The sequence below is a fragment of the Pseudomonas sp. NFACC42-2 genome (genome assembly GCF_900116055.1).
Taxonomy (GTDB): Bacteria; Pseudomonadota; Gammaproteobacteria; order Pseudomonadales; family Pseudomonadaceae; genus Aquipseudomonas; species Aquipseudomonas marginalis.
The window spans coordinates 348,432-374,336 of record NZ_FOZO01000003.1 but is presented as its reverse complement, the minus strand read 5'-3'; the positions used below and the strand labels follow the sequence as shown (position 1 = coordinate 374,336).

Below are 25,905 nucleotides of genomic sequence, written 5' to 3'. Positions count from 1 at the left end.
GGGTTTGCCTACCCTACAGGAGCAAATCGCTCGTGCAAGCGACAGGCTGGAACAAGAGATCAGCGGGCGACAGCGCGCACATACGCCTGGCAAGCGCGCAAGGCGATCAGTCCTTGGTCGCCGGCATCGGTGATGCCGATAATTCGCTGAGCATGCGCCGGGTCAAGTCGGGCTCGTGCGGCTGCATGAACCAGGCCGCCGGTGGTGGTGGTACTTGGCACTGCGCAGCCATCGGCGGCTTCGGTGGCGTCGAGAAGGACTGACAACCGCACATCAGCAGTGGCCAGACGGTCGCGCAGAGCAGCCTGGTTATGTTGGGCATCGCTCAACTCCCGAGCATGGTGTTGGTCGCTGGCACTGAGCTGTTGCTCCAGGGCCAGCCGTTTGTCCTGTTCAGCCTGTTGTTGATGCAAGGCCGCCTGGCTTTGCTGGCTGAGCGCCTGTGCATGGGCAGAAGCCTGGCGCTCAAGTTGTACCCCCAAGCGCCAGGCCTGTACCTGCCAGGTCACCGCCACCAACAGGCAAGCACCGATCAGTTGGTAGGTCCCTAGGAAACGCATAACACCGCCTTCGCCCGCGCCCACAGCCGCAAGCGATCCGCCAGCCCATTCAGCCCGCCATTGATACGCCGTGTAATGGTGGTGAATTGGTCCTTGTCGGCCAGCTCATTCAGGCCATTGATCTGCCAGAACCAAGCGGCCGACTCAACCGCCCATTGCGGTTGCTCCAGCAACATCGGCTCCCGTAACAGACGATCATCACCAAACAGCGCCTGGCTGCAAGCCAGGTAATTGCGCCGACCGGTGATCTGGATCAGTCCTCGGCCGCGGTACAACTGGCCATCACCATCCGCTTCGGGGCTATTGCCCAGGCGTGCGGCCAGGCTGCCGGTGTCGTATTTGCCCAGGTAGTGATCGCTGCCCAACTCGCGCACGTAACGCAGCTCACTGGATTCGTGGCCGATCTGGGCGAGGAAGGCGGCAATGCGCTTCGCACAGTTGATCTCGAAACGAACGAAAGCCGCATTCAAGGGCATTAAAAAAACGCCCGCTCTAAGGCGGGCATCCGGCATAACGTCAAGCAGCTGGGGGAGTGTTATCACCATTGGTTTTACTCTCGAAAAGTAGCTATATCGACAACCCACCGGCCGTGATCAAACTACGGTATCCCGTCGCCGGATCGCCGACATGAACCACCTGCTTTATCGACCAGCGCCCCTGCATATAGGACGGCCAGCTCTCATCCAGCACTAACAACCCTTCCGCCGCCAACAATGGATTGCCCGGGCAATCGATCAGCAACTTCAAATTTTCACGCCCCACACGACGTAGTTCGCCTTCGGCAACGGCGCGGGCCTCGGCTTCGTTCTGGTAGCGTTGGCGCAAGGTTTTGAACGGCGCATTCCCCACCTGGACGACTCGCTGCTTGCCGGCGGAGGCATCCCACCAACTGGTGCGGCAGCCTTGGTATTTCGAGCGGGATTTTTCGTCGAGCTTGGCGGTGATAAAGCTTTGTTCACCGGGGCGATTGTCATCCGTCACGGACAGCTTTACTTCCGGCAGCAGCTGGCCGGAGAGCGATTTGGCTTGGCCGGCTTCGGCCAATACATAGAGTTCGTTGAACGGTTTGGTGACTGCACTATAAAGTCGGGCAAGGCGCGAAATGAACGCCATGTCACTTTCATTGGATTGGTCGATGTGCGCAATCGCAATCCCCTCCAGCGCCGGCGCCACTCGCGGTGAATAGCCGTGACGACTGACCAGTTGGCGAAACAGCGCGCCCAGGGTGGTCGGACCGTAGCTGGCGGATCGACGCTGGCGGTAACCCGTTGCATCGACCACGCTGAAGGGCGCTGCGGTGGCCACGATCATCAAGCGCATGGGAAACAGCACCGGTGTGCGTTGGGTGACGACAAACTCGCCCTTTTCCACCAACCCCGATTCCAGGTAACCGGCACGCAAGCCGATCTTGCCGTTCAGCGTGGGCAGGCCGTCCAGGCCCTCGATATTCAGGGTCAGCTCCAGCCGGTCGGTCTCAATGCCCGCGGCGTCGGTGTGGCTCCAGTGCATCAAGCGTTGATTGAGCAGCGCCGCGTTGGCACCATAAAACTCCACGATAGGCGTAAATCCCTGTGCCATGCCGCCTCCTTAATCCCAGGCCAAAACGGGTCGCACAGCTCCGGGCCGAGCGTGCAGTTCAGGCACGATCACCCACACGCCGGCCGGCAGCACCGGGCCATATTCGGCAAGCTCGGGGTTCAGGCGCCAGAGGGTTTCCTCCGCCGTGTCGTCGCAACGGCCCACCTCGCGATAAAGCAACAGGTTGACCGAATCACCGGCGATACTTCGCACTCTACGCATTGACGAACTCCTCCAGCTCCAGCGTCCAGGCCATGACCATGGCGGTGCCGTCATCGATGACATTGCTCTGGGTTTCCACAATCGAATTGATCCGCCACAAGCCCCAGTTACGGCCAATACCGTCAACCAGAGGCAATGGCGCTCGCGCATTTTGCAGCGCGCGCAATTCGTCCAGGCGTTGCATGCCTACGCCGTACATGGCTGTGCCGCCGAATGTGAGTTTTTCCAGCTTCTGACCGCTCTGCCGCGACTGCGACTTGCTGGCAATAATCGCCAGGTCACTCCAGCCGCCATCGCTGGCACGGACCAACGAAGAATAGGCGAATCCTCGAGACAAGCCGAAAATAAAGTCGCCGAGTACCATTTGTTGTCGCATCAATCACCTCCTGGAGGATCGGCCAGTGCCGCGTTGCGTCGGATGCCCAGGGTGTCGGCGACCATCGGCATGCATTGGAACTGCAAGGCTTGGATTACCTGGTTGACGACCTGCTGGGCGTCGGCGGGGTTTACACCGGTGATCTGGATACTCGGGGCGATGGTGACTTGCACGTTGTCCGTACGCGCCGCGTTGAGTTCCTTGCTCACCGCATTGGGCGCAGGCAGGCGATCCGTTGAGCCGAACAGTTTGTCACCGAGCCAACTGCCTGCCTCGCTGCCGAGCAAACCACCGATTGCGCCACCGACAGCAGTGCCAACGCCGGGGAAAATCAGAGTGCCGATAGCGGCGCCTGCGGAGGCACCGGCCCAGGCACCACCGGCGGTGCTGAGGCCTGAGCCGACGGCGTTTACGTCACCGTTGCGTACGCCTTGAACCACATTGAGTGCAGCGTCGACGTACCGCATCGGACCGAGACGGCGGGCTCCGACCGACTCCAGCCGGATCATCGTGTCAGCCAGGCGGGAGGTTGCTGGCGTTGATACGCGGGCAACCTCCCCAGTGGAATGACTCAAAGGGCTGGGCGATATAGGGTGGGGAGTATTCACGCCCACTTGGACGGGCATCGGAACCAAGCCTCGTTCCAACGCGTCAATTAACCCGACGCCCTTGCCTGACGCCAGATTGCGCACGACATTGCTCCCCTGCCAAGTGTCCGGCGGGCTTGGGCTTGGGGAGACACGTTGAGTTGTTGCGCCGCCATGAAAGCCTAATCGTGGGGCTTCCAACACCTTGCTCACCTTCTCGAACAGGTTGCGCACCGTCGAGTTAAACCCACTGGTCGCTTTGCTGGAGGTAGAGGTGTTCCTCAACCTCGCCAACCTTGGTCTACCCGATTTTTTGCGCCCGCTCGTGTACTTTGGTCCGAAGCGCTCGCGCCCACGTAGCGCCTCGCTGACGCCTGGGCAGCAACCGTCGCTCCCCTTGCTGGCGCCCTTGAACAACGCGCCGACGCCGGGAATTTTACCAAGCGTCACCTCAAGTGCTTTGTCTGAAACCTTGGTCCTGGCCGACTCCGCCAGGCCTTCACCCGACCACTTGAGCAACTGTGTGATCGAGGATTCGTCGGCAGACGCTTTTCCTTCCGGCGTGCTTTTCGTTTCACTGCTGATGGAGCCGCCAGCCGGGCCCGCCAGTGCTCCGCTCGTAATGAACAACGTGCTGTTGAGCGATTCCAGTGTCTCACGCAGCCGTACTTGCTCCAGGGTCAAGGCGTTGATATCCACACTGACGGTGATCAGTGCCGAGCTGAGTTCCGACTGCGGCTGCGGCGTCGCCTCCAGACTCAGAGGTGTGGCAAGGCTTGCGGAAAACGGCGCGAGCACATTACCAAGTTCCACATCGCCGATCATCCAGCGCTTGTCTTCCTGGGCGAGCCTGGTCTGATATTGAGTCTCTTGCATCCCGCTTACTCCTGTTTAACGCCAAGGCGAGTGATCGCAATGTCGTAGCGGCGCAATGCTTTGCCGGCGTCCCAGTCAAGAATCTCCGCCTCATTGACCGAATAAATCAGCGGCACCACATCGAGGATCACTTCGATGTCGCGCTCCGAAAGAAGTCCGCCGGTTGATTTAAAAAATCGTCGATACGCTCCTGCAGTTCCGTCCAGTCGGGCACAGTCAGGCCGGCAAGATCGGGGATCATCAGGCCAGTGCAGTGAGCAGTGATGAACTCAGCGCGCTCTTTGTTGGTGGGGAGTTTTTTCATCACCTTGGTGGCGCGCAGGGCGGGCATTTCCAGGGGCAGATTGGTGAGGCTACGACCCGCAGCCTCGAGGGGCAGCAACAATTGGACCGGCTGGTCGTGGGCCGGTTGCTCAGCCTCACCGAGGAAAAACGACGCAGGGCGCGTCGACATTTCATGTACGTATTGGGCGATTGTCACGTAGTCCGGGCGCTTGAGCTGGTCGAGTTCTTTTTCCGACAGGCCGGTGGCGAGTTTCGCCAGTTCGAAAAACTGGTCGTCCTCGTCATCACCGGCCCGTGCCAGCGCGGCTTTTTGCGCGGCGTAGTACAGCGGCTTGAGTTGCACCTGCTGGATCGTCGCGCCGGTGTCGGCGGTGATCGGAGACAGCAGGAGGTGCAGCGGTGGCATCCAGGCCATGGGGCAATTCCTTGATGAAGTAAGGGGCGAGCACGCCCGCCCCCGGGGAGTTACGGAATCAGCACCGCACGGCGGGCATCGCCGAGGATGTCGACACCATTGAGCACGAACTTCTGGGTGCGCACGTCGATGTCGATGACCGGGATGCCGTTTTCCAGGCGGTTGTAAGTGCGGCAGGAAAGCTCAAGCGTGGTGAGAGCTTTGTCGCCCATCTTCAACTTGGCTTCGGCCAGGGATTTCAGCTTGCCGCCGACCGTGTGATAGGTGAAGTAGGTCTTGCCGTCCTGATCCTGGCCGGCTTCCCGCACGTTCAGCAGGATGTCATCCCCCAGGCGCACGCCCAGGGCCAACATGATTTCCGGGCCGGCACCTTGCAGCACCAGGGTGGCATTGAGCACCTTGCCGCTCTTGGCCATTTCTTCGGCGATAAAGCGCCCGCCGGACATGGACTCCATGTCGAACTCGATCTTCGGCGGAGTGAACTCCTCGACCGTCGCGGACAACGGCAGGCCTTGAAGGGTGGCCGCAATGGCCTGTCTGACTCGGTTGGTAAACATTAGAGAACGTCCTCCAGGAACTGCTCGATGATTTCATCGCGGGCGTTAAGTTGATAAATCATGTGTTCGTTCGGCGCATAGCGGCCGTAATCGATAACGATGAACCAGGTGCCGTTCTTGTACTTCTCGACACTGTTGAGTTCCGGGTGCAGGTACACGCTGCCGCCGGGAATGGTTTCGTCGGCGACCAGGGTTTGCAGCCAGTCGTTGATGCGCTTGACCTCCTGGTCCATGAAGGACTTGGTGAGGTTCTTGGCCATGGCTTTCTGACCCGCCTTGACCAGCTTGCGGCTGATGGCATCTTCCAGCCCGACATAGCTGATGAACTTGCCGGTGATGGAACGGTTACCCAGCAGCGAAAAACCGCCGAGGATGGTGCGGGCGTAGTAGCTCACACCGTAACGGTTGAGCAGGTCGCCTTCCGTGGAGGTGTCGAGGATGTTGTACTCGACCACGCGGGAAACGTCCTCGGCGAACGTCACCTGATTCCCCGGGCTTTCCCACTGCTTGACCTTGGCCAGCGCAGCGATCGCCAGGGACGACGGCGCGAGGAACACGTTTTTCTTCGCCGCCTTGGAGTACACCGACGGCATGTTGTGCACCAGCAGGCAACGGTCGAAACCAAGCTCGGCACCGCCCAGTTCGCCGCTGTAGGTCACCTGGTCGGCCACCGCCGCGTCCTTGCCATCCAGCACTACACGGGCCTTGATGCGCTTGCCGAAGGCCGCGAACTCACCCGCCACAGCCTTGGTACCGGTGAAGCCAGGGGCGCCGATGATGGTCAGGTCTTCCGGCACGCTGGCCAGTGCCGCCAGTCCCAGCTTGCGACCGGTGCCCGGCTCGTTGCCGCCGATCACATTGTTGAGGGTGTCCGCCGGAGTGGCGCCCTCCTCCACGATCACCACGTAGACCGGCACCTTGACCACTTTGAGGATCTGGTAGACCGCGTGGAACAGCGTGCCAGTCTCCGCGCCGGTAGGGTCCAGCAGCGCCTGGGTGGTGAAGCTGTTGATACGGAACGGCGCGTTTTTCGGGATCGACGCATGGGCATTCGGCGCGGTGCCGACCAGGCCGATCACATTGTCGCCAAGGCCACCCATGGCCTCGGGGGATTCGGTGGCATTCACGGTGATGCCGTTGTGCTCGAAGTTCAGAACCTCAGCCATGGTTAGTCAGCCTTCTGGGTAGTGGCCTTTTTGGCCGGGGTGGCGTTGAGGACGCTGGTCAGTTCCAGGCGGCCAGCGGTGCGCAGGGCGGATGCTTCGACGTCCAGCAGGTCCAGTTCCTCGCCGACGGTGGACCAATGGCCACCTCCGGTTGGGAATGGGATGAGGACGGTGTAGGTTTGGCGGTGGGTCATAGGTGGGATCTCCAGGCACAAAAAAACCGCTCAGGGCGGCGGGTCATTCCAACTCGGGAAAGAAAACGCCCCGTCAGTGCAGGGCGTTATTTGGTTAGCTCGGCAATCCAGGGCGCAGCTATGGGACGGTGCTCGCTATCCGGGAAGGCGGATGATTGCGGCCAGTCGCGCAGAGATTGCACATACAGCAGCAATTCAGAAAACTGCTCATCCTTCAGCGTGGTTTCAGTGCCAATTTCAAGTTGATCGCGATGACGCTCACGCAGCCATTTAACTCGTTCAATTTCCGCGTCTCTCCACATGCGCTCAACACCTTCAAGGTCGACCTCAAAGACCGGGGCATTGATCAAGTAGGGCTGCCCGTTGTTATCGTGCGCCCGGACCTTTCCTCGTTCTGGATTTGCAATGACCCGTAGAAAAACTTCATCCGAGATTTCCACTGCATCGCCCGGAATACTCTCGCCATGCATCGCTGGCAAGTACGTGCAGCCTGTTGATGGACTGTAAAAACGCATAGATTCTCCTTATCTGCCGAATGCAAACCAGCGCGCGACAACGGTTGCCACAGATGAAACTTGCTTATCGCACGTCAAGTACATGCCTTTTTTCGTCACCTGATGCACATAAGACCCGATCACGGAACTCAGAATGCCGCTCTCTACAGTCCAGTCGGCATAGAGCACAGAAATTGGGAACTCAACAGGAAATGAAACGGCCAGTAAGCTATCGCCATCTGTCTGATATTCAACGGCGCCCCATTGAATAACCAAGCCGCCTAACCAGCTTGGGAAAACGAAATAACCCGTTGGGGTAAAACTCGCGGCAAAACCCAGGCGCAGCTTTTTTGGTGTAACCATTACCAAATCATTTGCGCTATCAAGCATTTGCACAGCAGTGGCGACCTTTGCGGTGCCTTGGTTGAGTTCGGTCGCTTGGGCAGCCAATGCCGCGAGGGCTGCAATATTAATGCTTCCCTGATTGATGGGGGCGTTCCAAGCTTTGATACACCAAATAACGGCTATGTTTCGTGGTTTAAGCGCCGAAGAACTAAGTGAAAACTTGAGATCAACATCGGAAGCACTTCCCGCGTCCCCTGTATTAAGCCAAGCGGTCTGACTTCCGTCAGCAGGTACAACCACGCTATACGGGGCAATAGTTCCAGCAGAACTGGAAAGCCTACCGTCAATTCCCATTACGACTCCACCGCTAGGCTGATAGCCACCAACCGCACGGCCTACATCAATCCCCCGCCCATGGTCCCAGCCTCGCAAAAATTCACCACGCGATTCCGGCAGTCGAAAATTCCCAACACCTTCGTCACCTTTATTGAACGCTGAGCCTAGAAAGCTTGATAAGTCGGGATAAGCCGCAGCGCTCCTTACACTCCCATCTAACTCGAAGAAACCCGGCGGGATTTTGTCCACAGGGAACGCGATTACAGACCCCACTGGCAACGCCGAAGCCTTGGCAATCATCGCCTCAATCTCAGCCTTGGAATACGTCCCCTTCGCCAGGTAGTCCATCACCCAAGCCCGAGTTGCCTTCACCACCGTGTCATCAATCAACAACGTCACGATCGACGCATTACTGGTCTCAAAGATCGAGCGAATATAAAACTCTTTCCCCGATCCCGACGTCGCCAGCACCGGTTTATACGACTCCGGATATTTAACGACGGCATACAAGATCCCGGTGTCCGTCCACAGTCCGGCTTCCCGCACATACCAGCCGCCGACATCCGATGGAATGGTGACTTCGGCCATCAGCCAGTTGGCGTTTTTCTCGTCCTGGAACAGCGCATTCAGCGGCCCACGCCAGACTTCGCGCTTGAGCGCATTGGCGTTGGCGTCGGGGTTGTAGACGGCACCGTTGCCGTCACCGACGGAAATCTGCGCCAGTTTGATCGGCACGCCGGCCGCCTTGCAGACGGTTTCGTAGGCGATCCCCGCATTCGTGAGCAGGGTGTAATAGTCAGCCATTTAGTGCTCCTGTGGATAAAGGGTGGTGGTTTCAACGCTGTACAGACCGGCCGCCATAAAGGCGCGGCCCGAGGCCTCGACGCCCGCCAGCACGTTTGGGTAGATCATGGTGAGTTCGCCGCACAGCGTGGCGGCGCCAATGCTGTGGCGGCCGAAAGCGCTCAGGCCCACGGAGATCGACAGGATGTCGCGTTCGCTTTTGGCATCGGCCAGGCGGCGGTCGAGTCGGGCATCGATGGTTTCGCTGTAGGGCAAATCGGTCCAGGCGCGTACTGCAAAGCTGTAGGGCACGCCCGGTGGTTTCTGTTCGTACCAGGCGCGCACTTCAGGGCTGAGTTGCAGGCCCTTGGCGGCATTTTCCAAGGCCTGGCGGGTGCCGGCCCGGCGCGTGGTGGGCCAGGCGAGTTTGACGGTCAGGCGCTTCTCGGCCTCAGGGGCTGTGGCGCTCCACTCGTTGACCGCCCGGTCCGCCGCCAGGTAGGGCAAGAACGCCGCGGGTGTACGATCCGGGTCCATCAGTTCGGGAAACGGTGGGGTGACCCGCTCCAGCAACGTACCAAACCCCAGATCCAAAGCCTTCTCCAGCGGTGAGCTGTTGGCAGGCAACAAGCTCGCTTTGGGTTCACTCATAGCGTGCGCACCTCCACCTCGACGCCCGTGCAATACGGGGCCTGGAATGCCGTGCTGATGATCGGCGCCAGCGGCTCGAGGATCTGCAGCTGCGCGGCACCGGCGCTGTGGATCGCATAGTCGATCCAACTTGGGTCTACGCGGCCTTCCAGGCGATGGCAGGACTCTGCATAGTCTTGCAGCAATTTCTGCGCGGCGACTTGGGTGAGTCCGGAATCCGGACCGGCGTTGATCCTGGCCACCACGCGAATTTTGTAAGGCAGGATTTGCGCACCTTGGACGGTGACCAGGTCGGTCTCAGGCCGTACATCGGGCCGTGCGAAATGTCGACGTACGCCGTCAAGCAAATCGGCGGACGGCGTGCCATCTCCTTCCCTTGAAAGCACGGTGACCATCACTTCGCCAGGCGCCGTGCGCCGTCCGTTGCCATCCTTGACCCGGGCCGCATAGCCATCCGGATCGAAGGTGTAGCTGACGGTCACCACGCCCGGTGTGGCGCTTTGCACCTTGACCGACGGCCGCTCGCCGAGGGTGAAGACTTCGCGGCGATACTGCATCCGCGAACCAGCCGCCGGCGCATGGGGCGCCAGGTAATAGCGCAGGCGCGCGTCGTCGTCGCTTTCCAGGGTGGGTGGCACCGGTGGGAAAGCCGCCGGGTCGCCGGGGTCGAGCACTTGGCGTTCCAGGCCCATATCGGCCAGGCGTGCATCCAGGTTGCTGCCGGTGGCCCACCACGCCAGCATCTGCTTGATGCGGGCGTTGTATTTGCGTTCGTGGGTTTGCAGGCGTACGCAAAACGCTTCCAGGGCCAGGGTCAACAGCTCGCTTTCGTTGTCGAGGCTGACCTTGAGTCTGGCCGCGCTCTGCGGCGCGCGGGTGGCGACGTAGTCGACGACAAACGCCTTGAACTCCGCCAGCAGTGGTTCGAACTCATCGATCGCGATAATCGCCGGCTCCGCCAGTTGGTTCTGGCCTGGGATCAGCATGCTCATGTCACGACCTCGAAGGATTGTTGGCGGTTTTTCCAGGTACCGGCAAAACGCAGCAATAACCCGGCGCCCTGGCGGGTGGCGACGATGACCTGGGGCTGGAAGTCGGCAATGCCGTTCTCGCTGTTGTAGAACGCTTGCGCGGCGTGGCTTTGGGCGAGGATCAACAGGTCATCGCCAAGGTTCTGGCCGAGCAGTTGCGGGATCATCGAGCCGTACAACGGGCGCTTCTGGCGAGTGCCCAAGGGGGTGGTCAGCGCTCGGGTGGCACGCTGTACGAATTGCAGCCAGTCATCGACGGCTGCCCCGGTGTTCCTATCGATTCCGATCATGGCAAATCCTTATGCGCGGCTGATCACGCGGCCCTGGTGATCCACCAGCGGGCCGCTCAAATGCACGCCGGCGGCATCCAGCGAGAGGCCGGTGGCGCCGAGTTGCAGGGTGATGCCCTGGGCACTCAGGATCAGGCTGGCAGCGCCGACCTTGATGTCGACCTGTTCGCGGGATCCGCTGAACGTGGTTGGGCCGTTAATCCAGTTGAAGGTGTGGCTGGCATCGTCGTAGTCGCTTTGGGTGCCATCCTGATGGCGCCGCCGGGTCAGCGAAGCCACGCTGGACACCGGTGGAAACAGACTACTGTTCAGCCCGAATAGCGCCACAGACTGCATGCCCCCTTCCCCACCGCCGTAGTTGAGCAGCAGGCATTGTTCGCCCACCGATGGAATACGGGTTTCGGTCTGCGCACCGGCGCTGGGGTTGAAGAATCGAATCGCCGGGGTAAGCAACTCACCATGGCTGACCTTGCAGGTATTGCTGGCAGCGTCGACCTCCTGGCACACGCCAATGCGGCAGAAACTGTCCGCGCGTCGATACAGGTCTTCGAGCTGGGCTTCCATTTCCGCCAGGCGCTCGACAATCGGTCCCAGTTGCATGCGTAACAATGCGTCGAACATGGCCTACTCCTGCAGGGGCCGATATTGATCCGGATCGTCGATGTCCGAGACTTCCCAGGTGTGGGCAAACAGCGGTGTGCCGGTGGGATCTTCGAGCAACGACGGGCCGAGATAGAGGGTTTGGGTGAAGGACACGGTCCAGGTGTCGTAGTCCGTTTCGGCGCTGGCGAGCCCAGAGGGCGCCGCGACGACGGCCGTGGGTAAATCGCACTGGTCCGACGGCAGGCCCCAGCGGTTATCCAGGGCCAGGTCCATCAATTGGCTGGCCAGGTCGCACGCGTCAAAAGGCGCCGCCGCGCTGGCGACCGTAACCCTGAGTGATACCGACAAGGCATGCGCCTTGCGCCCTTCACGGGAACGCACACCGGGGCCGTTGCGTTCCACGCTGATCAGCACGCCAGTGTGATCCCCGGCGCCGCCAACGTCCTGGTGGTTGCCTACCTGTAATTGTGGGAAGGCACGCTTCAGCGCCCCCTCAATGGCTACAGGTAGTTGGGAGGTTTTTTCGATAAGTGTCATCAGTTGCGTCCTTGCAGCAGTTACTGCCGATCCGAGCGGGATGTCGGCGCTTCGTTGACCCCGATGCGCTTGGCCGCCCAGCGTTCATAAAGGCCGATGGCGACGTCCGCGCCGGCCATGGCCGTCAGGCAACCAATGGCGCCGGCGGTCCAGATCGACATGCCGGCGGCGTAGCACAGCATCAATGCCGAAACCCCGCAGACCATGCACGCCCCGGACCGCAGGGCCAGGCGCCGGACCAGCGACCAACCGCGGGCGCCCTCCTTGTCGGCGCGCCACATTTCGCCGGATACGCCGCCAATCAGCGCCAATGCGATCACCAGCCAGATAGGCATTTCCGCTAACGCTTGCTGCTCGTTTGTCATGTCACGCCTCCTGGCTGAGCAATGCCGGCAACACACCGGCTTTTGGGTAAATCCATGTGTAGGTAGGCATTCCAAAAAGCCCGGTTGCCCGGGCTTTTCAGTAATGCGGTCCAGCTTCGATCTTTCGGCGCTACTGGCGCGGTACGGATCTTTCCTCGATGTTTTTCCGACCACGATCCCTGTCTGCCGGATAACTGCTTCTGGTGCTTTACGCTGCACACCCGGGTCAGTTGCCAACCCTCTGAACCGTTAAGGCCGGTTCATCGCTGCCTGTTGCTGAAGCGGTGTCACTAAAGAGCGTCGGCATCCTTGCCGGTGTTGCCTGGCGTCCCTGCCATCGCTCTGATGGCGTCCTTGCCGATGTTGCGTGCCTTCCTTGTCTTCCTTGGCAGCATCCTTGCCGCCTCCACCACCTTGTTGGCTGGCTTGAGATGAAGGATATGCATGTATGCATATACAGTCAATGCACCAATGCATTTATTTTCAGCCAGCTCATGCACGAATGCATTTTAGGCCTTGCGGGCAAAGGGTTTGGCGATTTTCAACAGACGAAAAAAAGCCCGCTCGATGGCGGGCTCTCTCTTACGCAAGGAGGTTAACGGGCGTACATCCCCCACCAGAACACATGCCCAAGGATGCTGATCTGCTCATCCTGGATATCCTGGAAGCTGTAGTCCTCATCCGGGTGTTCATCGCGATTGAAACTACGCAGACGAATACCGGAAGGCAGGCGATAGAGCTGTTTAACCCGCAGCTGGCCATTGTGATTGATGGCATACAAGTCGCCATCGACGATGTCGCCGATGCCACTTTTGCCAGCATTCACGCCGACCGTCGCGCCGTCGCGCAGTACCGGCAGCATACTGTTGCCGCGCACCGTCACACACTTGGCCTGGTCGAACTGCACACCGTTATGCCGCAGGCTGCGCTTTCCAAAACGCAGGCTAGCCTTCTCGCTTTCCTCGATGACGAATCTTCCTGATCCAGCAGCCAATTCAACCTCGCGCAGAAAGGGAATAGACACCTCGTCATCATTAACGGGCGTGTCGTCGTCCCACAGGCTTATATCCTTGAGTTCCGAATGCATCGGGTCGCGCCCGTCATCGCGCAAAGCCCCCACCGCCGCGCGCCCGCGCAGTTGATCGGTGCTGACGCGGAAGTACTCGGCGATGCGCGAGATGTGTTTATCCGACGGATCGACGATCTTGCCGCTGAGGATCCGGGACAACGTGGATTGAGGCACGCCAGTACGCCGGTGAAGCTCCGTGGGGGAGATCCGGTCGCGGTCCAGCAGTTCTCTTAAGACGATAGAAACGTTGCGTTTTTGCATAGCGGCGATAGTGACGGGAGTTTTTGGGGTTGGCAAATGCTAATTTGCATCATCCATGCATTAACTATGCACTCGGAATACCTTTCAGCGGACCTGCTTCAATCGAAAGCGCATCTTCAGCGCGGGATTCATTGTGCTCGGGAGCGCCTTATATCTGCAAAGGGACCGCCTCTGCTATCGTGCCGCCCTCTCACAGAAATGGAAGCTTCGAAGAATGGACTCATGGAAGACTCTGGCAATCGCTGTCATGGTATTGATCGGCGCCCCAGCAGTGGCCGCAGAAAACGCCAACCCTTTCGATAAAGCGCTGATGTACACGACGTTCGTGCCCACCATCCTGATTGGGGGAGCCAGCGCTCTCACGACCGATGCGCCAAAGCTTTTCACATCGTCCCAAACCGATGCCCTGGCCTTTATCGGTTCGGACGGCGAGATCCGCGGTGCTGAGTTCGAACAGGCATCTCGGTACTATCGCTCGACCTACGCCTCGCCTGTTATGTCCGACATGCAACTGGCCAAGGCGATCGCCTCATCGTACTGAGGGAAGCATTTTCGGCTGCGTGCCAACAGCGACACGTCCCTGCAGAAGCGTTGCGCATTTAAACAAATGCGCCATCCCACTTTGCGTTTTACCTATCCGTTTGCGACCTGCGAAGGGCCGACCTCGCGTGTTAACCTTGCGGCCATTGCAAAATCAGCAGGGCCGAGTGCCCCACCTTTGCCCCACTCCTTTCAACGAATTTGCCTATTATCCAATGAGTAAAAACACGTCCGATCTGTCCTCTCACACCCCGATGATGCAGCAGTACTGGCGCCTGAAAAACCAGCACCCTGATCAGTTGATGTTCTATCGCATGGGCGACTTCTACGAGATCTTCTATGAAGACGCGAAGAAGGCCGCCAAGTTGCTGGACATCACCTTGACCGCGCGCGGGCAGTCGGCGGGGCAGTCGATTCCGATGTGCGGGATTCCTTACCACTCGCTGGAGGGTTACCTGGTCAAGCTGGTGAAGCTGGGCGAGTCGGTGGTGATCTGCGAGCAGATCGGCGATCCGGCCACCAGCAAGGGCCCGGTGGAACGCCAGGTGGTGCGCATTATTACGCCGGGGACGGTGAGTGATGAGGCGCTGCTGGATGAGCGTCGCGATAACCTGATCGCTGCGGTGCTGGGCGATGAGCGCTTGTTCGGGCTTTCGGTACTGGACATCACCAGCGGCAATTTCAGCGTGTTGGAGATCAAGGGCTGGGAAAACCTGCTGGCGGAGCTGGAGCGCATCAACCCGGTGGAGTTGTTGATCCCGGATGATTGGCCGAAGGATCTGCCTGCGGAAAAACGCCGTGGGACCAAGCGTCGTGCGCCGTGGGATTTCGAGCGTGACTCGGCGCTGAAAAGTCTATGCCAGCAGTTCTCGGTGCAGGACCTTAAAGGCTTCGGCTGCGAAACCCTGACCCTGGCCATCGGCGCTGCGGGTTGCCTGCTCAGCTATGCCAAGGAAACCCAGCGCACCGCCCTGCCGCACCTGCGCAGCCTGCGCCACGAGCGCCTGGACGATACCGTGGTGCTCGATGGCGCGAGCCGTCGCAACCTGGAACTGGACACCAACCTGTCCGGCGGGCGCGATAACACCCTGCAATCGGTGGTCGACCGCTGCCAAACCGCCATGGGCAGCCGTCTGCTGACCCGCTGGTTGAACCGTCCGTTGCGGGATTTGACGGTGCTGCAGGCGCGCCAGACATCGATTACCTGCCTGCTGGACGGCTATCGCTTTGAAAAGCTGCAGCCGCAGTTGAAGGAGATCGGCGACATCGAGCGCATCCTGGCGCGGATCGGCCTGCGCAATGCCCGGCCCCGTGACCTTGCGCGTCTGCGCGATGCCCTCAGCGCCCTGCCGCAACTGCAAGTGGCGATGACCGAACTGGACACGCCGCACCTGCAACAGCTCGCCGTAACGGCCGGTACCTACCCGGAACTGGCAGCGCTGCTGGAAAAGGCCATTATCGACAACCCGCCGGCGATCATCCGTGACGGCGGCGTACTCAAGACCGGCTACGACAGCGAACTGGACGAACTGCAGTCCCTGAGCGAAAACGCCGGGCAGTTCCTGATCGACCTGGAAGCCCGCGAAAAAGCCCGCACCGGCCTGGCCAACCTGAAGGTGGGCTACAACCGCGTGCATGGCTACTTTATCGAGTTGCCGAGCAAGCAGGCCGAGTCGGCCCCCATCGACTATCAACGCCGCCAGACACTCAAGGGAGCCGAGCGTTTTATCACCCCGGAGCTGAAGGAGTTTGAAGACAAGGCGCTGTCGGCCAAGAGCCGTGCCCTGGCCCGGGAAAAGATGCTCTACGAGGCGTTGCTGGAAGACTTGATCAGCCAGCTGGCGCCGCTGCAGGACACCGCCGCCGCCCTGGCGGAGCTGGATGTGCTGAGCAACCTCGCCGAACGGGCGCTGAATCTCGACCTGAACTGCCCGCGGTTTGTCAGTGAGCCGTGCATGCGCATCGTGCAGGGGCGCCACCCGGTGGTGGAACAGGTGCTGACCACGCCGTTCGTCGCCAACGACCTGTCGCTGGACGACGATACGCGCATGTTGGTGATTACGGGGCCGAACATGGGTGGTAAATCCACCTACATGCGTCAAACCGCGTTGATCGTACTGCTGGCGCATATCGGCAGTTTTGTGCCGGCAGCCAGTTGCGAGCTGTCCCTGGTGGATCGTATCTTCACCCGGATCGGCTCCAGCGATGACCTGGCCGGTGGCCGTTCGACCTTTATGGTGGAAATGAGCGAGACCGCCAATATCCTGCACAACGCCACCGAGCGCAGCCTGGTGCTGATGGACGAAGTGGGTCGCGGCACCAGTACGTTTGACGGCCTGTCCCTGGCGTGGGCGGCGGCCGAGCGGTTGGCGCACCTGCGTGCCTATACGCTATTTGCCACCCATTACTTCGAACTGACGGTGCTGCCGGAAAGCGAGCCGCTGGTGGCCAACGTGCACCTGAACGCCACCGAGCACAACGAGCGCATCGTGTTCCTGCACCACGTGCTGCCAGGGCCGGCCAGCCAGAGTTACGGGCTGGCCGTGGCGCAATTGGCTGGCGTGCCGAACGACGTGATCACCCGTGCTCGCGAACACCTCAGCCGCCTGGAAACCACGGCCCTGCCCCATGAAACCGTGGTGGCCAGCCCTGCCAAGGCCAGCCGCAAACCTGCTGCGCCGCACCAGAGCGATATGTTCGCCAGCCTGCCCCATCCGGTGCTGGATGAGTTGGCAAAGCTTGATCTGGACGACTTGACGCCGCGAAAAGCGCTGGAAATGTTATATGCACTGAAGACTCGGATATAACGCTCACGCTTGCAAGCTGATAGACTCTCGCGCGGTTTGGGATGCTGCTGGCTCTTAGCCTGGCCTGCAGACTATCGCTCCCGAACCTCGCGAGCCCTACCACAAAGGGTTTCGCTGCCGCCGCCTGAGGAGAGAATTAGAAATGACCTTCGTCGTCACCGACAACTGCATCAAGTGCAAGTACACCGACTGCGTAGAAGTGTGTCCGGTGGACTGCTTCTACGAAGGCCCGAACTTCCTGGTCATCCACCCGGACGAGTGCATTGACTGCGCCCTGTGTGAACCTGAATGCCCGGCCGTCGCCATTTTCTCCGAGGACGAAGTCCCGGCGGGCATGGAACAGTTCATTCAGTTGAACGTTGAATTGGCTGAAATCTGGCCAAACATCACCGAGAAGAAAGATCCGTTGCCGGATGCCACCGAATGGGATGGCAAACCCAACAAGATTGAGCAACTAGAGCGCTAAAAGCGCCGCTGCCCAATAAAAAAGGCCCTTGAAGGGCCTTTTTTGCGTTCCGGGGAGCGCATTCACTTTTCTATAGACGAAAAAAGGGGCGGTATGACCCGCCCACATTTTTTCCCTAGTCCCTGTGTTCCTTTTCATCATCCTGATGAATCGCATCCTGCGATGTTCCTTCAACCATCGTTCCTTGATGGCTGTGTCAATCCGTGGACACAGGGCTGATGTTAGAGAGTTCCGAGGGAAGTTCAACGGGATCCAAACCCGGCACTGAGAGTTTCCAGCACCCAGACAAAGATAAATAATTGTTATCTTTCAAACAGATAGAAAACTCCCTCAAAGATTCGAGACGCACACGCCTAACAAAAAAACCAAATACTTACGAGAAAGTAAGTGAATGCTTACGCGCGCCATTGCGTAAAAGCGTAAAAGAAACCCATTGACCGATCCCTAGACAAGAAAAAGCCCCGACAAGTCGAGGCTTCTTGTCCTTCAGCAAGTTCAGTCGTCGCTGACGGTAATGGTCGGCATTGCCGGGGCCGCCGCTTCCTGCAGGACGATCCGTGCGCCCACATGGCGAGCCAACTCCTGGTAGATCATGGCGATCTGGCCATCAGGCTCTGCCGCGACGGTGGGCTTGCCGCCGTCGGCCTGTTCACGAATGCCCATCGACAATGGCAACGAGGCCAGTAGTTCAACGCCGTATTGGGTCGCCAGCTTCTCGCCACCGCCTTCACCAAACAGATGCTCTGCGTGGCCGCAGTTGGAACAGATGTGCACCGCCATGTTCTCCACGACACCCAGCACCGGAATGTTGACCTTGCGGAACATCTCCACGCCCTTCCTGGCGTCCAGCAACGCCAGGTCCTGGGGCGTGGTCACGATCACCGAGCCGGCCACCGGGACTTTCTGTGCCAGGGTCAGTTGGATATCGCCGGTGCCTGGCGGCATGTCGATCACCAGGTAATCCAGGTCGCCCCAGGCGGTCTGGGTGACCAACTGCAGCAATGCGCCGGACACCATCGGCCCGCGCCACACCATCGGCGTGTTGTCATCGGTCAGGAACGCCATGGACATGACCTCCACGCCCATGGACTCGATCGGCACGAACCACTTCTGGTCCTTGACCTTCGGCCGCGTGCCTTCGGCGATGCCGAACATCACGCCCTGGCTCGGGCCGTAGATATCGGCGTCGAGAATACCCACGCGCGCGCCTTCACGGGCAAGGGCCAGGGCCAGGTTGGCTGCGGTGGTGGATTTGCCCACGCCGCCCTTGCCGGAAGCGACTGCCACCACGTTCTTGACGTTGGCCAGGCCCGGGATCTGCGCCTGGGCCTTGTGCGGGGCGATCACGCACTGGATGTCGACCTTGGCGGCACGCACGCCGTCCAGGCCCTCGATGGCCATTTGCAGCATCTGCGCCCAACCGCTCTTGAACAGGCCAGCGGCATAACCCAACACCAGTTGGACCGAGACCTGGTCACCCTGGAACTCGATGGCGCGTACACAGCCGGCGGTGACCGGATCCTGGTTCAAATAGGGGTCGGTGTACTGGCGAAGAACGGCTTCCACCGCTGCGCGATTGACGGCGCTCATGGGCAACTCCCGAAAAAAGACTGACTGAAACAGGCGGCTATCCTAACCGTTCCAGCAGCGTTACGGCATGCTTTCGCAGGTGCGGAAGATTCTGAAACAGCACCACGGGGTGAAATAAATTTCCCGGCGCTTTATAGTGGCCGACCTCCGTTTCATCAAGTAGCCGAGCCCCATGTCCGAGCCACGCAAGATCCTCGTCACCAGCGCCCTGCCCTATGCCAATGGTTCCATCCATCTTGGCCATATGCTTGAGTACATCCAGACCGATATGTGGGTGCGCTTCCAGAAGCATCGCGGCAATCAATGCATCTATGTCTGCGCGGACGACGCCCACGGTTCGGCCATCATGCTGCGCGCCGAAAAGGAAGGCATCACCCCGGAACAACTGATCGCCAATGTGCAGGCTGAACACAGCGCCGACTTTGCCGAGTTCCTGGTGGATTTCGACAACTTCCACTCGACCCACTCCGCCGAAAACCGCGAGCTGTCGAGCCAGATCTACTTGCGCTTGAAGGACGCCGGGCACATTGCCACGCGCTCGATCACGCAGTATTTCGACCCGGAAAAGAAAATGTTCCTGGCCGACCGCTTCATCAAGGGCACCTGCCCGAAATGCGGCACTGAAGACCAGTACGGCGACAACTGCGAAAAATGCGGTGCCACCTACGCACCGACTGACCTGAAGAACCCACGCTCGGCGATCTCCGGCGCCATCCCGGTACTCAAGGATTCCCAGCATTTCTTCTTCAAGCTTCCGGATTTCCAGCAGATGCTGCAAACCTGGACCCGCAGCGGCACCCTGCAGGACGCCGTGGCCAACAAGATCGCCGAATGGCTGGATGCAGGCCTGCAACAGTGGGACATCTCCCGCGATGCGCCGTACTTCGGTTTCGAGATCCCTGGCGAGCCCGGCAAATACTTCTACGTGTGGCTGGACGCGCCGATCGGCTACATGGCCAGCTTCAAGAACCTCTGCGACCGTACGCCGGAGCTGGACTTCGATGCGTTCTGGGGCAAGGACTCCACCGCCGAGCTGTACCACTTCATCGGCAAGGACATCGTCAACTTCCACGCCCTGTTCTGGCCAGCGATGCTCGAAGGTTCGGGCTACCGCAAGCCAACCGGCATCGCCGTACACGGCTACCTGACGGTCAACGGCCAGAAGATGTCCAAGTCCCGTGGCACCTTTATCAAGGCACGCACCTACCTGGACCACCTGTCGCCGGAATACCTGCGCTACTACTACGCCTCCAAGCTGGGCCGTGGCGTCGACGACCTGGACCTGAACCTGGAAGACTTCGTCCAGAAGGTCAACTCGGACCTGGTTGGCAAGGTGGTCAACATCGCCAGCCGCTGCGCCGGTTTTATCCACAAGGGCAACGCCGGCCTGCTGGTGGCCGAGAACGCCGCGCCGGAACTGACCGACGCGTTCCTGGCTGCCGCGCCAAGCATCGCCGACGCCTATGAAGCCCGCGACTTTGCCCGCGCCATGCGCGAGATCATGGGCCTGGCCGACCGCGCCAACGCCTGGATTGCCGACAAGGCCCCCTGGTCGCTGAACAAGCAGGAAGGCAAGCAGGAAGAGGTCCAGGCGATCTGCGCCACCGGCGTCAACCTGTTCCGCCAGTTGGTGATCTTCCTCAAGCCCGTGTTGCCATTGCTGGCCGCCGACGCCGAGGCGTTCCTCAATGTCGCCCCGCTCACCTGGAACGACCACGCCACGTTGCTCAGCAACCATCAGTTGAATGAATTCAAGCCTCTGATGACCCGGATCGACCCGGTCAAGGTCCAGGCAATGACCGACGCATCGAAAGAAGACCTGGCCGCCAGCCAGACCGATACCGGAGAATCGAAACCGGCCGGTAACGGCGAGCTGGCCAAGGACCCGCTTTCCCCGGAAATCGACTTTGACGCCTTTGCTGCCGTGGACCTGCGCGTGGCGCTGATCATCAAGGCCGAAGCCGTGGAAGGGGCCGACAAACTGCTGCGCCTGACCCTGGATATTGGTGACGAACAACGCAACGTGTTCTCCGGAATCAAGAGCGCCTATCCGGACCCGTCCAAGCTCAATGGTCGCCTGACCATGATGATTGCCAACCTCAAGCCGCGGAAAATGAAGTTCGGTATTTCCGAAGGCATGGTGATGGCGGCGGGCCCTGGCGGCGAAGAGATCTACCTGCTGAGCCCTGACAGCGGCGCCAAGCCGGGTCAACGTATCAAGTAAGCGCTGCAAAACAGCCCTGTCGTTTCGGCGACGGGGCTTTTCAACTAGTCCCCCCTTCTCGCTTGCCGGATAATCAAACCCTGTTTGTTCAACCGGCACGCCAATGATCACTCCATGAATCTGATTCAACGTATCGACGCGCTGCTGCCGCAGACACAATGCGGCAAATGTGGGCACCCGGGCTGCAAGCCTTACGCCGAGGGTATCGCCCGGGGCGAGGCAATCAACAAATGCCCACCCGGAGGACAGGAGACGATCACCGGCCTCGCGCTATTACTGCGTGTACCCATTCTGGAGCTGGATACCAGCCGTGGGGACGCCCCGGCCCAGGTCGCCTACATCCGCGAGGCCGAGTGCATCGGCTGCACCAAATGCATCCAGGCCTGCCCGGTGGACGCGATTGTCGGCGCCGCCAAGTTGATGCACACCGTTATCATCGATGAATGCACCGGTTGCGACCTGTGCGTCGCGCCCTGCCCCGTCGATTGTATTGAGATGCGCCCACTGGTCACAGGGCTGCCGATCGTCGGCGGCCTGGCAACTAACGAAAACGAACGCCGTGAACGAGATTTCAAGCGCGACCGTGCACGGCAACGCTTTGAACAACGCAATGCACGCCTGCAACGGGAAGAAGAGCACAGAACTGCCCAACGTGTGGCGCGGCCTCAGCGTTCAGCACTAGCTCCCCCTTTGCCACTTGACGCAGCGCGAGCCGCCCAGGATGCGCAGGTGAAAAAAGCCAAGATCAATGTGGCCATGAGCCGCGCCCAATTGCACAAATCCTTGCAGGCTTTTGGGCACCCGCCGACCTTTGAACAACAATCCCAACTGATCGCCCTGCAACAGCAGTTCGAGGCAGCGGAGCAGGCGTTGGCAGCCTTGGTCCAGCATCACACACCCGCGACACCGCTGCCTGCCGTCAACAACGCCGACCTCAAGCGCGCCAAAATCCAATTGGCGATGCGCCGGGCCGAGTTGAAGAAAGCCCTGGACCAACAGGCTGATCCGCAACAATTAGCCGACGCGCAACACAAGCTCAATGATGCGCAGCGCCAAGTAGACGCCCATGGCACATGACTGATAATCCTGGGGGTTGTTACAGTCCATCGCCGACACCACATTGATATCGTCGGGTTGTCCTGCTCGCAGGACTCCAGGCCTGGACCCACTATTCGAAACTACGCTGACTGCCCGAAAGGAACCTTCCGCCCCATGAACGCCGCAAAACGCCTGGAAATTTTCCGCAGGCTTCACGAAGACAATCCGGAACCCAAGACCGAACTGGCCTACTCCTCGCCGTTCGAGTTACTGATTGCGGTGATCCTGTCGGCCCAATCCACGGACGTCGGCGTCAACAAGGCCACGGCCAGGCTGTATCCCGTGGCAAACACGCCAGAGGCGATTTACGCCCTGGGCGTGGACGGGTTATCGGAGTACATCAAGACCATCGGCCTCTACAACAGCAAGGCCAAGAATGTCATCGAGACCTGCCGCTTGCTGATAGAACGGCACAATAGCGAAGTGCCAGAAACCCGCGAAGCACTGGAAGCCCTGCCGGGGGTGGGTCGTAAAACCGCCAACGTGGTGCTCAACACCGCATTCAGGCAACTCACCATGGCCGTGGATACCCATATTTTTCGGGTCAGTAATCGAACCGGCATAGCACGCGGCAAGAACGTGGTCGAAGTGGAAAAGCAGCTCATGAAGTTCGTACCCAAACCGTACCTGCTTGACTCCCACCATTGGCTGATCCTGCACGGACGCTATGTTTGTCAGGCCCGCAAGCCGCGCTGCGGCAGCTGCCGCATTGAAGACCTGTGCGAATACAAGGACAAGACGTCGGACGATTGAGGGTTCATTGGTTTTCTCGATCAGTCGATTGAAAAAATCTTTTTTACCCATTCATGGATTATCGTTATAAGGAGCGCCAACGGCAGTCTTACTCCGGAGTTAACGTTATGAGCACTGACAAAGAACAGTTGGATGTGGAAGACGACCTCGTTGAATCGGAGGACGATGGCGTGGAAGCACCTGTGGCAGAGGTCGCCAAGACCAATCTGAGCAAACGCCGTACTATCGACAACCTTCTGGAAGAACGACGCTTGCAAAAACAACTGGCCGACTACGACTTCGACCTCTGATCAAGCGGTCGACGGCCGGAAGCCTCCCTGTCGGAGGCTTTTTTCTGCCGGTTGTGCGGCCTAGGCGCCGTGCTGTGCCCTCACCTATACCAAGCCGTTACGCTGGGCCAGCTCGATCAGGTCCACGAGAGAGCGGGCATTGAGCTTGAGCAGCAGACGAGTCTTGTAGGTGCTGACGGTCTTGTTGCTGAGAAACATACCGTCGGCAATCTCCTTGTTGGTCCTGCCCCGAGCCAATTGCTGCAACACCATCATCTCCCGGCCAGACAGACGCTCGACCATATCGGCCTCACTGGCATTGCCCATGGTGGAGCGTACCGAGTTGAGTGCCTGGTTTGGGAAATAGCTGTAGCCCGACAACACCGCCTTGATCGCACTCAGCAATTCGGTCAGGTCCTGTTGCTTGCACACATAGCCCGCAGCGCCCGCCTGCATGCAACGCATGGAAAAGTGACCTGGAGCCTGGGAGGTGAGCACCAGGACCTTGAACGGGACAGCCTGCTTGGTAGACGAAAGCCGGCAAATAACTTCCAGGCCATCGAGCTTGGGAATCCCAATATCCAGTATGACAATGTCCGGCATATGCTCCCGCGCAAGTTGCAACGCATCGACACCGTTATTGGTCTCTGCAACGACCTCATAACCATGACGCTCCATTAGCATACGCACAGCAAGACGAATGACGGGATGATCATCTACGATCAGCACTTTATTCATGAGAAAGTCCAATTTCGCTGTTCGAATTATTTAGAGCAAACACAATAGCCTAGTCGTTTCCTAGTTGGCATAGCGTTCCCCCCCGAGCAACAGCAAGCAGAGACCCAACCCACAGAGATAAAGGAAACGCCCTACAAAAAAACACCGATACAGATGTTTCCAGTTTTATGGGGCCTTTCAGAACTTTCCGGGACCTCACATATTTTGAGTGAAATTTCCAGCCCTTCCAGGGGATAAGGTAAACGTGCCGCACGCAACTATCAGGAAATGCCCCTTGCCTGTCGACTGCAGGTAGCGGAGCCGGCAGAGAAAAATCGGTAGTTTCAGTTCCATTTAACATATTTACTTACATCCTTATTTCCTACAGAATTTTTGGCTTCTTACATACTCCTCGCACCTACATGAGTGAATTATCTGTAAGACTGGTTCCTACATAAATGATAAAAAACATTCCCCCGACAAAAAACCAGCGACCCAATAATCAACAACACCGATTAAACAAGTTTAAACAAAGTGGACTTAATCAAAAATTCAAGAAAAAAAATGGCCCCTTGAATAAGGGGCCATTTTTAAAACCGGCTTGACACTCAGAACAACGAACGACCTTTGTTGGCAGCAATGCGCATGCGCAATGCATTCAACTTGATAAAGCCCGCTGCGTCGGCCTGGTTGTAGGCGCCGCCATCTTCTTCGAAAGTGGCGATGTTGGCGTCGAACAGCGAGTCATCCGACTTACGGCCGGTAACGATCACATTGCCCTTGTACAATTTCAGACGCACAACGCCATTCACGTGGGCCTGGGAAGCATCGATCATCTGTTGCAGCATCAGACGCTCAGGGCTCCACCAGTAGCCGGTATAGATCAGGCTGGCGTACTTGGGCATCAGCTCGTCTTTGAGGTGAGCCACTTCACGGTCCAGGGTGATGGACTCGATGGCGCGGTGGGCACGCAGCATGATGGTGCCGCCCGGGGTTTCGTAGCAACCACGGGACTTCATGCCCACATAGCGGTTCTCGACGATGTCGAGGCGGCCGATGCCGTGTTCGCCACCGATACGGTTCAGGGTCGCCAATACGGTGGCCGGGGTCATTTCGACGCCGTCCAGCGCGACGATGTCGCCATTACGGTAGGTCAGTTCCAGGTACTGCGGCTTGTCTGGAGCATTCTCCGGGGAGACGGTCCATTTCCACATGTCTTCTTCGTGCTCGGTCCAGGTGTCTTCCAGCACGCCGCCTTCATAGGAGATGTGCAGCAGATTGGCGTCCATCGAGTACGGGGACTTTTTCTTGCCATGACGCTCGATCGGGATTGCATGCTTTTCAGCGTAATCCATCAGCTTTTCACGGGACAGCAGGTCCCATTCACGCCACGGGGCAATCACTTTCACACCAGGCTTGAGCGCGTAGGCACCCAGTTCGAAACGCACCTGGTCGTTGCCCTTGCCGGTGGCGCCATGGGAAATGGCATCAGCGCCGGTTTCGTTGGCGATTTCGATCAGGCGCTTGGCGATCAGCGGACGTGCGATGGAAGTACCCAGCAAGTACTCGCCTTCGTAGACAGTGTTGGCGCGAAACATCGGGAAGACGAAATCGCGGACGAACTCTTCGCGCAGGTCGTCAATGTAGATCTCTTTCACGCCCATGGCTTGCGCCTTGGCACGTGCAGGTTCGACCTCTTCGCCCTGACCCAGGTCAGCGGTGAAGGTCACCACTTCACAGTTATAAGTATCCTGCAGCCACTTGAGGATCACCGAAGTGTCCAGGCCGCCGGAATACGCGAGAACGACCTTGTTTACGTCGGCCATGCCATCACTCCACGGGGTTGTACGGAAAGGCGTC

Annotated in this window: 30 protein-coding genes; 7 read left to right on the top strand and 23 right to left on the bottom strand. The window is 59.2% G+C overall.

Translation table 11 applies throughout. The features are described 5' to 3' along the window. Positions 1-59: 59 nt before the first annotated feature. The 20 genes from BM416_RS09030 to BM416_RS08940 all read right to left on the bottom strand — a co-directional run bounded on the left by BM416_RS09030 (position 60) and on the right by BM416_RS08940 (position 13,590). A complete protein-coding gene (locus BM416_RS09030) occupies positions 60-560 on the bottom strand; it encodes a lysis system i-spanin subunit Rz (protein ID WP_092487498.1) in 501 nt (166 codons plus the stop codon). Continuing rightward, positions 548-1,105 (bottom strand): glycoside hydrolase family 19 protein, encoded by a 558-nt coding sequence (locus BM416_RS09025; protein ID WP_092487495.1) that lies wholly within the window; start codon positions 1,103-1,105, stop codon positions 548-550. The genes BM416_RS09030 and BM416_RS09025 overlap by 13 nt, the downstream gene beginning before the upstream one ends. A 22-nt stretch (positions 1,106-1,127) precedes the next feature. After that, on the bottom strand, positions 1,128-2,138 hold the full coding sequence (locus BM416_RS09020; protein ID WP_092487492.1) for a contractile injection system protein, VgrG/Pvc8 family: 1,011 nt from the start codon (positions 2,136-2,138) through the stop codon (positions 1,128-1,130). Between the two features lie 9 nt (positions 2,139-2,147). After that, positions 2,148-2,360: a tail protein X gene (locus BM416_RS09015; protein ID WP_027604555.1), complete on the bottom strand. Its 213-nt coding sequence runs from the start codon at positions 2,358-2,360 to the stop codon at positions 2,148-2,150. Further along, complete coding sequence (locus BM416_RS09010) at positions 2,353-2,736, bottom strand: phage tail protein (protein ID WP_065938716.1); 384 nt, start codon at positions 2,734-2,736, stop codon at positions 2,353-2,355. Before BM416_RS09010 ends, BM416_RS09015 begins: the two co-directional genes overlap by 8 nt. After that, on the bottom strand, positions 2,736-4,199 hold the full coding sequence (locus BM416_RS09005) for a hypothetical protein (RefSeq protein WP_092487489.1): 1,464 nt from the start codon (positions 4,197-4,199) through the stop codon (positions 2,736-2,738). The genes BM416_RS09010 and BM416_RS09005 overlap by 1 nt, the downstream gene beginning before the upstream one ends. A 5-nt stretch (positions 4,200-4,204) precedes the next feature. Next, a complete protein-coding gene (locus BM416_RS30805; RefSeq protein WP_017844653.1) occupies positions 4,205-4,330 on the bottom strand; it encodes a hypothetical protein in 126 nt (41 codons plus the stop codon). Further along, positions 4,327-4,899, bottom strand: a complete 573-nt coding sequence (locus BM416_RS09000; RefSeq protein ID WP_092487486.1) for a phage tail assembly protein — start codon at positions 4,897-4,899, stop codon at positions 4,327-4,329. Before BM416_RS09000 ends, BM416_RS30805 begins: the two co-directional genes overlap by 4 nt. A 50-nt stretch (positions 4,900-4,949) precedes the next feature. After that, a complete protein-coding gene (locus tag BM416_RS08995; RefSeq protein ID WP_092487483.1) occupies positions 4,950-5,456 on the bottom strand; it encodes a phage major tail tube protein in 507 nt (168 codons plus the stop codon). Next, a complete protein-coding gene (locus tag BM416_RS08990) occupies positions 5,456-6,622 on the bottom strand; it encodes a phage tail sheath protein (RefSeq protein WP_092487480.1) in 1,167 nt (388 codons plus the stop codon). The genes BM416_RS08995 and BM416_RS08990 overlap by 1 nt, the downstream gene beginning before the upstream one ends. Before the next feature lie 2 nt (positions 6,623-6,624). Beyond that, on the bottom strand, positions 6,625-6,816 hold the full coding sequence (locus tag BM416_RS08985; protein WP_092487477.1) for a hypothetical protein: 192 nt from the start codon (positions 6,814-6,816) through the stop codon (positions 6,625-6,627). Positions 6,817-6,902: 86 nt separating this feature from the next. Then, entirely contained in the window at positions 6,903-7,331 is a 429-nt protein-coding gene (locus BM416_RS30550; RefSeq protein WP_175539046.1) for a tail fiber assembly protein, read from the bottom strand. A gap of 9 nt (positions 7,332-7,340) precedes the next feature. Further along, positions 7,341-8,795 carry a phage tail-collar fiber domain-containing protein gene (locus BM416_RS08975; protein WP_092487474.1) on the bottom strand — a complete coding sequence of 485 codons (1,455 nt, stop codon included), beginning with the start codon at positions 8,793-8,795 and terminating at the stop codon, positions 7,341-7,343. Continuing rightward, positions 8,796-9,425 carry a phage tail protein I gene (locus BM416_RS08970; protein ID WP_092487472.1) on the bottom strand — a complete coding sequence of 210 codons (630 nt, stop codon included), beginning with the start codon at positions 9,423-9,425 and terminating at the stop codon, positions 8,796-8,798. It abuts the gene before it with no gap. Beyond that, positions 9,422-10,417, bottom strand: a complete 996-nt coding sequence (locus tag BM416_RS08965) for a baseplate J/gp47 family protein (RefSeq protein WP_092487469.1) — start codon at positions 10,415-10,417, stop codon at positions 9,422-9,424. The genes BM416_RS08970 and BM416_RS08965 overlap by 4 nt, the downstream gene beginning before the upstream one ends. Further along, positions 10,414-10,746: a phage baseplate protein gene (locus BM416_RS08960; RefSeq protein WP_092487466.1), complete on the bottom strand. Its 333-nt coding sequence runs from the start codon at positions 10,744-10,746 to the stop codon at positions 10,414-10,416. The genes BM416_RS08965 and BM416_RS08960 overlap by 4 nt, the downstream gene beginning before the upstream one ends. A 9-nt stretch (positions 10,747-10,755) precedes the next feature. After that, a complete protein-coding gene (locus BM416_RS08955) occupies positions 10,756-11,367 on the bottom strand; it encodes a phage baseplate assembly protein V (protein ID WP_092487463.1) in 612 nt (203 codons plus the stop codon). Positions 11,368-11,370: 3 nt separating this feature from the next. Beyond that, positions 11,371-11,886 (bottom strand): ATP-binding protein, encoded by a 516-nt coding sequence (locus BM416_RS08950; protein ID WP_092487460.1) that lies wholly within the window; start codon positions 11,884-11,886, stop codon positions 11,371-11,373. A 20-nt stretch (positions 11,887-11,906) separates the two neighbouring features. After that, on the bottom strand, positions 11,907-12,251 hold the full coding sequence (locus BM416_RS08945; RefSeq protein ID WP_092487457.1) for a phage holin family protein: 345 nt from the start codon (positions 12,249-12,251) through the stop codon (positions 11,907-11,909). A 595-nt stretch (positions 12,252-12,846) separates the two neighbouring features. Further along, entirely contained in the window at positions 12,847-13,590 is a 744-nt protein-coding gene (locus tag BM416_RS08940; RefSeq protein ID WP_169899530.1) for a LexA family transcriptional regulator, read from the bottom strand. A 205-nt stretch (positions 13,591-13,795) separates the two neighbouring features. On the opposite strand from BM416_RS08940, the gene BM416_RS08935 reads away from it, so the two are divergent. The 3 genes from BM416_RS08935 to fdxA all read left to right on the top strand — a co-directional run bounded on the left by BM416_RS08935 (position 13,796) and on the right by fdxA (position 17,394). Further along, positions 13,796-14,122 (top strand): DUF2388 domain-containing protein, encoded by a 327-nt coding sequence (locus BM416_RS08935; protein WP_092487454.1) that lies wholly within the window; start codon positions 13,796-13,798, stop codon positions 14,120-14,122. 214 nt (positions 14,123-14,336) lie between these two features. Beyond that, on the top strand, positions 14,337-16,928 hold the full coding sequence (gene mutS / locus BM416_RS08930) for a DNA mismatch repair protein MutS (RefSeq protein ID WP_065926522.1): 2,592 nt from the start codon (positions 14,337-14,339) through the stop codon (positions 16,926-16,928). 142 nt (positions 16,929-17,070) lie between these two features. Then, positions 17,071-17,394, top strand: coding sequence for a ferredoxin FdxA (gene fdxA, locus BM416_RS08925; protein WP_092487451.1), 324 nt, complete (start codon positions 17,071-17,073; stop codon positions 17,392-17,394). Between the two features lie 495 nt (positions 17,395-17,889). On the opposite strand, the gene apbC is transcribed toward fdxA, so the two are convergent. Beyond that, entirely contained in the window at positions 17,890-18,984 is a 1,095-nt protein-coding gene (gene apbC / locus BM416_RS08920) for an iron-sulfur cluster carrier protein ApbC (protein ID WP_092487448.1), read from the bottom strand. A gap of 172 nt (positions 18,985-19,156) precedes the next feature. On the opposite strand from apbC, the gene metG reads away from it, so the two are divergent. The 4 genes from metG (at position 19,157) to BM416_RS08900 (ending at position 23,349) form a co-directional block, all read left to right on the top strand. Next, on the top strand, positions 19,157-21,208 hold the full coding sequence (gene metG, locus BM416_RS08915; RefSeq protein WP_074844076.1) for a methionine--tRNA ligase: 2,052 nt from the start codon (positions 19,157-19,159) through the stop codon (positions 21,206-21,208). Between the two features lie 114 nt (positions 21,209-21,322). Continuing rightward, on the top strand, positions 21,323-22,285 hold the full coding sequence (gene rsxB, locus BM416_RS08910) for an electron transport complex subunit RsxB (RefSeq protein ID WP_092487445.1): 963 nt from the start codon (positions 21,323-21,325) through the stop codon (positions 22,283-22,285). Between the two features lie 135 nt (positions 22,286-22,420). Beyond that, positions 22,421-23,059, top strand: a complete 639-nt coding sequence (gene nth / locus BM416_RS08905) for an endonuclease III (RefSeq protein ID WP_027604585.1) — start codon at positions 22,421-22,423, stop codon at positions 23,057-23,059. Positions 23,060-23,166: 107 nt separating this feature from the next. Continuing rightward, positions 23,167-23,349 (top strand): PA3496 family putative envelope integrity protein, encoded by a 183-nt coding sequence (locus BM416_RS08900; RefSeq protein WP_027604586.1) that lies wholly within the window; start codon positions 23,167-23,169, stop codon positions 23,347-23,349. A gap of 84 nt (positions 23,350-23,433) precedes the next feature. Here the strand turns inward: BM416_RS08900 and BM416_RS08895 are convergent, their stop codons facing one another. Then, positions 23,434-24,066, bottom strand: coding sequence for a response regulator transcription factor (locus tag BM416_RS08895; RefSeq protein WP_027604587.1), 633 nt, complete (start codon positions 24,064-24,066; stop codon positions 23,434-23,436). Positions 24,067-24,653: 587 nt separating this feature from the next. After that, entirely contained in the window at positions 24,654-25,871 is a 1,218-nt protein-coding gene (locus BM416_RS08890; RefSeq protein ID WP_012722490.1) for an argininosuccinate synthase, read from the bottom strand. Between the last annotated feature and the right edge of the window lie 34 nt (positions 25,872-25,905).

Bases quoted from the DNA above. Each gene is read 5' to 3' on its own strand.
- BM416_RS09000 (WP_092487486.1), bottom strand. From the start codon at position 4,899: ATGGCCTGGATGCCACCGCTGCACCTCCTGCTGTCTCCGATCACCGCC.
- BM416_RS08995 (WP_092487483.1), bottom strand. From the start codon at position 5,456: ATGTTTACCAACCGAGTCAGACAGGCCATTGCGGCCACCCTTCAAGGC.
- BM416_RS08890 (WP_012722490.1), bottom strand. From the start codon at position 25,871: ATGGCCGACGTAAACAAGGTCGTTCTCGCGTATTCCGGCGGCCTGGAC.
- BM416_RS08985 (WP_092487477.1), bottom strand. From the start codon at position 6,816: ATGACCCACCGCCAAACCTACACCGTCCTCATCCCATTCCCAACCGGA.
- BM416_RS09020 (WP_092487492.1), bottom strand. From the start codon at position 2,138: ATGGCACAGGGATTTACGCCTATCGTGGAGTTTTATGGTGCCAACGCG.
- BM416_RS08900 (WP_027604586.1), top strand. From the start codon at position 23,167: ATGAGCACTGACAAAGAACAGTTGGATGTGGAAGACGACCTCGTTGAA.
- BM416_RS08945 (WP_092487457.1), bottom strand. From the start codon at position 12,251: ATGACAAACGAGCAGCAAGCGTTAGCGGAAATGCCTATCTGGCTGGTG.
- BM416_RS08895 (WP_027604587.1), bottom strand. From the start codon at position 24,066: ATGAATAAAGTGCTGATCGTAGATGATCATCCCGTCATTCGTCTTGCT.
- BM416_RS08960 (WP_092487466.1), bottom strand. From the start codon at position 10,746: ATGATCGGAATCGATAGGAACACCGGGGCAGCCGTCGATGACTGGCTG.
- BM416_RS09005 (WP_092487489.1), bottom strand. From the start codon at position 4,199: ATGCAAGAGACTCAATATCAGACCAGGCTCGCCCAGGAAGACAAGCGC.
- BM416_RS08970 (WP_092487472.1), bottom strand. From the start codon at position 9,425: ATGAGTGAACCCAAAGCGAGCTTGTTGCCTGCCAACAGCTCACCGCTG.
- BM416_RS08950 (WP_092487460.1), bottom strand. From the start codon at position 11,886: ATGACACTTATCGAAAAAACCTCCCAACTACCTGTAGCCATTGAGGGG.
- BM416_RS09015 (WP_027604555.1), bottom strand. From the start codon at position 2,360: ATGCGTAGAGTGCGAAGTATCGCCGGTGATTCGGTCAACCTGTTGCTT.
- BM416_RS08990 (WP_092487480.1), bottom strand. From the start codon at position 6,622: ATGGCTGAGGTTCTGAACTTCGAGCACAACGGCATCACCGTGAATGCC.
- BM416_RS08965 (WP_092487469.1), bottom strand. From the start codon at position 10,417: ATGAGCATGCTGATCCCAGGCCAGAACCAACTGGCGGAGCCGGCGATT.
- fdxA (WP_092487451.1), top strand. From the start codon at position 17,071: ATGACCTTCGTCGTCACCGACAACTGCATCAAGTGCAAGTACACCGAC.
- nth (WP_027604585.1), top strand. From the start codon at position 22,421: ATGAACGCCGCAAAACGCCTGGAAATTTTCCGCAGGCTTCACGAAGAC.
- BM416_RS09010 (WP_065938716.1), bottom strand. From the start codon at position 2,736: ATGCGACAACAAATGGTACTCGGCGACTTTATTTTCGGCTTGTCTCGA.
- BM416_RS09030 (WP_092487498.1), bottom strand. From the start codon at position 560: ATGCGTTTCCTAGGGACCTACCAACTGATCGGTGCTTGCCTGTTGGTG.
- BM416_RS08975 (WP_092487474.1), bottom strand. From the start codon at position 8,795: ATGGCTGACTATTACACCCTGCTCACGAATGCGGGGATCGCCTACGAA.
- BM416_RS09025 (WP_092487495.1), bottom strand. From the start codon at position 1,105: ATGGTGATAACACTCCCCCAGCTGCTTGACGTTATGCCGGATGCCCGC.
- rsxB (WP_092487445.1), top strand. From the start codon at position 21,323: ATGAATCTGATTCAACGTATCGACGCGCTGCTGCCGCAGACACAATGC.
- BM416_RS08955 (WP_092487463.1), bottom strand. From the start codon at position 11,367: ATGTTCGACGCATTGTTACGCATGCAACTGGGACCGATTGTCGAGCGC.
- metG (WP_074844076.1), top strand. From the start codon at position 19,157: ATGTCCGAGCCACGCAAGATCCTCGTCACCAGCGCCCTGCCCTATGCC.
- mutS (WP_065926522.1), top strand. From the start codon at position 14,337: ATGAGTAAAAACACGTCCGATCTGTCCTCTCACACCCCGATGATGCAG.
- BM416_RS30550 (WP_175539046.1), bottom strand. From the start codon at position 7,331: ATGCGTTTTTACAGTCCATCAACAGGCTGCACGTACTTGCCAGCGATG.
- apbC (WP_092487448.1), bottom strand. From the start codon at position 18,984: ATGAGCGCCGTCAATCGCGCAGCGGTGGAAGCCGTTCTTCGCCAGTAC.
- BM416_RS08935 (WP_092487454.1), top strand. From the start codon at position 13,796: ATGGACTCATGGAAGACTCTGGCAATCGCTGTCATGGTATTGATCGGC.